The 4715-nt window shown below is 72.8% G+C and carries 2 protein-coding genes; one reads left to right on the top strand and one right to left on the bottom strand.

The annotated features are described in order from the left end of the window. A partial coding sequence (gene eccD, locus UW392_RS46885; protein WP_320781471.1) for a type VII secretion integral membrane protein EccD occupies window positions 1–450 on the bottom strand: 450 nt, incomplete at its 3' end. 246 nt (window positions 451–696) lie between these two features. On the opposite strand from eccD, the gene eccCa reads away from it, so the two are divergent. Next, complete coding sequence (eccCa, locus tag UW392_RS46880) at window positions 697–4659, top strand: type VII secretion protein EccCa (protein ID WP_320781472.1); 3963 nt, start codon at window positions 697–699, stop codon at window positions 4657–4659. Window positions 4660–4715 lie beyond the last annotated feature (56 nt).

Here is a 4715-nt window from a genome sequence, read left to right as displayed (position 1 = left end):
CCGGACGGTGCCGGAGCCGCCGCCGGGCAGCGCGAGCACCACCAGGCCGACGGCGAGCGCCGCCACGGCCAGGCCGCGCAGCACGGCCCGGCCGGCCTTCGGGGTCCAGCCGTACGGGCGGTCGCGCATCGTGGTGGAGATGCCGTCGACCAGGTCGTCCAGGTGCACCTCGGGCAGCGCCTCGACGCGGGGTCGCAGGTAGACCGTCTCGCCGTCGCGCAGTTCGAAGGACTCGAGGGTGCGCTCCTCGTCCATGGGCTCGCCGCCGAGGCGCTGGAGGACCCAGCCGCCGTGTTCCACGCCGGCCTCCTCCAGGCCGTCCCCCGCGTAGCCGAGCACGGCGGGCAGCAGGTCGGCGACCGGCACGTCGGCGGGGACGGCCAGGTCGATGGTGCGGGAGGGAGCGCGTACGGTCAGGCGGCACAGGCCGGCCACCTGGTTGTCACTCATCGGTCTGGCTCACGCCTTCCGGGGTTCGCTTGCACACGGCAAGGGACATGCGGAGTGGGGGGGTTGCTGGTTGGTGGTCAGCTGGCGTGATCGTAGTATCAAACGCCTCTTCGGGGTGACACAGCCCCCGCGGCATCGATGACCTCCATGGCATCAATGACCTCAGCAGCATCAGTCCCCCCTGCCCCGTGAGCGCGTTACCGCCGGTCCGGCGGCCGCTCCGTTAAGGAGACCCGTACGGTGAGTGTGGTTCTGTTCCGTCGGCCGGCCCGCAGGCGAGGCCCCGAGATGCCGGACGGAGAACTGACCCTCCAGGAGCCGCCCACGCTCCCCGAGGTGGTGCCCGACTCGTCCGCCGTCTGGACCTATCTGCCGATGGCCCTGATGTCGGTGTCGATGATGCTGATGTTCATGCGCCCCGGCATGACCGGCAGCGGCAGCAGCAGTTTCCTCTACCTGATCCTCGGCCTGATGGTCCTCTCCTCCGCGGCGATGATGCTCGGGCAGGTGATGCGCCGGAACAGCGAGCGCAAGGAGCGCCTCAAGGGTGAGCGCCGGGACTACCTGCGCTACCTCACCCAGACCCGGCGCAAGGTGCGCACCGCGGTGATGGACCAGCAGCGGGCCCTCGCCTGGCGGCACCCCGAGCCGTCCGCGCTGTGGTCCCTGGTCGGGTCGACCCGGCTGTGGGAACGCCGTCCGGCGGACGAGGACTTCGGCGAGATCCGGGTGGCCGTGGGCGACCAGAAGCTGGGCCTGAGGCTGACGCCGACGGCCGGCAGCCCCGTCGAGGACCTGGAGCCGCTCTCCGCGCACGCGCTGCGCAGCTTCATCCGCGCCTACGGCACCGTTCCCGACCAGCCCATCGCGATCTACCTGCGGGCCTGGGCCCGGGTGCTGTTCCGCGGCGACGAGGAGGTCATCCGCCCGCTGGCCCGGGCGATCGTGGCGCAGCTGGCCGCGTTCCACTCGCCCGACGACGTGTGGATCGCGCTGTGCGTGTCCGACGAGCGGCGGGCCGACTGGGAGTGGGCCAAGTGGCTGCCGCACCACCTGCACCCGCAGGAGAACGACGGCGCGGGCCCGGCCCGGATGACCGGGTCGGCCTTCAACGAGCTGGAGGACCTGCTGGGCGCGGAGTTCCTGGAGCGCCCGCCCTTCGACCCCGACGCGGTCGCCGGCCGTGAGGAGCCGTTCACGGTCGTCGTCATCGACGGCGGCACGGTCCCCGGCGGCCACCGCATCGACGGCCCCGGCCTGCGCAACACCGTGGTCCTGGACCTCAGCGGTGCCCTGACCTGGCGGCCCGGCAAGGTCACCCTCCGCTTCGACGTGACGGGTCAGGCGTTCTCCCTGGTGCGCACCGACCGCGACCGCAAGGAGCAGACGACCTACCTCGGCCGTCCGGACTCCTTCGGCCCCGTCGGTGCGACCGCGCTGGCCAAGCGGATCTCGCCGTACCGGATGGGCATGGGCACCGACGCCAGCGAGCCGCTGGCCAACGACGTCGAACTGACCACCCTGCTCGGCATCCAGGACCTGTACCGGCACGACCCGCACACCCTGTGGAGCCGCAGCACCGGCTCGAGCCGGCTGCGCGTGCCCATCGCGGTGGGCGTGGACGGCCAGCCGGTGGAGCTGGACATCAAGGAGTCCGCGCAGGGCGGTACCGGCCCGCACGGCATGCTGATCGGCGCCACCGGCTCCGGCAAGTCCGAGCTGCTGCGCACGCTGGTCCTCTCGCTCGCCCTGACCAACTCCTCCGAGACGCTCAACTTCGTCCTCGTCGACTTCAAGGGCGGCGCGACCTTCCTCGGCCTGGACGAGATGCCGCACGTCTCGGCGGTCATCACCAACCTCGCCGGCGAGGCGGCGCTGGTCTCCCGCATGCAGGACGCCCTGCACGGCGAACTGATCCGCCGCCAGGAGCTGCTGCGCGCCGCGGGCAACTACACCTCCGCGCTGGAGTACGAGAAGGCGCGCGCCGCGGGCACCCCGCTGGCGCCGCTGCCCAGCCTGTTCGTGGTCGTCGACGAGTTCAGCGAACTGCTCTCCGCGCACCGCGAGTTCATGGAACTCTTCGTGATGATCGGCCGGCTCGGACGTTCGCTCGGTGTGCACCTGCTGCTCGCCTCGCAGCGCCTCGACGAGGGCCGCATGCACCAGCTGGAGAGCCACCTCTCGTACCGCATCGGCCTGCGCACCTTCTCCGCGATGGAGAGCCGGGGCGTGCTCGGCGTGCCGGACGCCTACGAACTGCCCGCGGCGCCGGGCAGCGGCTACCTCAAGTCCGGTGTGGAGGCCCTGACCCGGTTCCGGGCCGCCTACGTCTCCGGGGCGTACCGGCACCGCCGGGGCAGCGCCAACCAGGCCCGCGCCGCCGGCCAGACCGTGCCGTGGACCAGCGGCTACGTCGTCCCCCGCGCGATGCCCGAACTGCCGGAGCCGGAGCCCGAGGCCGAGGAGACCGGGGACACGCTCCTCTCGGTCGCCGTCGACCGGATGCTGGGGGCGGGCCCGCCCGCGCACCAGGTGTGGCTGCCGCCGCTCGACCTGCCCGCCACCCTCGACCAGGTGCTGCCGCCGCTCACCCCCGACCCGCGGCTGGGCCTGACCACCGTGGGCTGGCCCGACCGGGGCAGGCTGAAGGTGCCGGTCGGCATCGTGGACCGGCCGTTCGACCAGATGCGGGACCTGCTCACGATCGACCTGGCCGGCGTCGGCGGGCACATCGCCATCGCGGGCGGTCCGCAGAGCGGCAAGTCCACCATGGTGCGGACCATCCTGACGGCCCTCGCCCTCACCCACACCCCGCGCGAGGTGCAGTTCTACTGCCTGGACTTCGGCGGCGGCACGCTGGCCGGTCTCGACGGCCTGCCGCACATGAGCGGCGTCGCGGCCCGGCTGGACTCCGAGCGGGTGGGCCGTACGATCGCCGAGGTCAACACGCTGCTGGCGGCCCGGGAGAAGTTCTTCCTGGACGAGGGCATCGACTCCATGGCCACCTTCCGCAAGCGGCGCGCGGCCGGTGAGTTCGCCGACCACGAGCACGGCGACGTGTTCCTGGTCATCGACGGCTGGTCCACGGTCCGCCAGGACTACGACCGGCAGATCTCGTCCTTCGGGGCGATCGCGGCCCGCGGCCTGAACTACGGCGTCCACCTCATCGTCACCACGGCCCGCTGGGTGGAGCTCCCCTCGGCGGTGCGTGACCAGGCGGGCACCCACCTGGAGCTGCGGATGGGTGACCCGATGGACTCCGAGATCGACATCCGGCGGGCCGCGACGGTTCCCCGGGTGCCCGGCCGCGGCCTCACCCGGGAGGGCAAGCTGCACTACCTCACGGCGCTGCCGCGCATCGACGGCGCCGAGCAGGCCGACGACCTCGGCGAGGGCGTCGCCCAGCTGGTGGCCGCGGTCGCCGAGAGCTGGACGGGCCCGACCGCGCCCCGGGTGCGGATGCTCCCCACCGAGCTGGCGGTCTCCTCGCTGCCCGCGCCGGAGGGCGACTTCCGGATGCCGCTGGGCCTGGAGGAGGACCAGCTGGACACCGTGTGGCACGACTTCTCCGAGAGCCCGCACATGGTCGTGATCGGCGACACGGAGAGCGGCAAGACCAACCTGCTGCGGCTGGCCGCCCGGGCGATCATGGAGCGGTACTCCCCGGCCGAGGCCCGCATCATGGTGGTGGACTACCGCCGCGAGCTGGTCGAGGCGATCCCGGACGAGTACCGGCTGGGCCACGCCGTCTCCATCGACGCGCTGCGCGACCTGGTCGACGGGGCGGCCCGGGCGGTGAAGACCCGGGTGCCGGGCCCCGACATCACCCCGGCCCGGATGCGGCGCGCGGACTGGTGGAACGGGCCGCGGCTGTTCATCCTCGTCGACGACTACGACATGCTCGGCTCCGGGCCGATGAACGCCCCGTTCGACCCGCTCCTGGACCAGCTGGCGCTGGGCTGGGAGGTGGGCCTGCACATGATCGTCGCCCGTGCGGCCACCGGCGCGGGACGGGCCATGGGCGACCACCTGATGCGCCGCATGCAGGAGGTCAACACCCCGGCCCTGCTGCTGTCCTGCCCGCCGTCCGAGGGCTACGTCATCGGCAACACCAAGGGCCGCCTGCTGCCCCCGGGCCGCGCCAGCCGGATCGCGCGGCGCAGGACGGTCCAGGTGCAGACGGCGTTCCTGGGCGAGAAGGAGGCCTGAGGCACCCCGCACGGAGCGTGCGAACGCCCCACCCCCTCCGCGGGGGCGGGGCGTTC

The sequence above is a fragment of the Streptomyces sp. CRN 30 genome, assembly GCF_034105845.1.
This window is presented reverse-complemented; position numbering and strand designations above follow the sequence as displayed.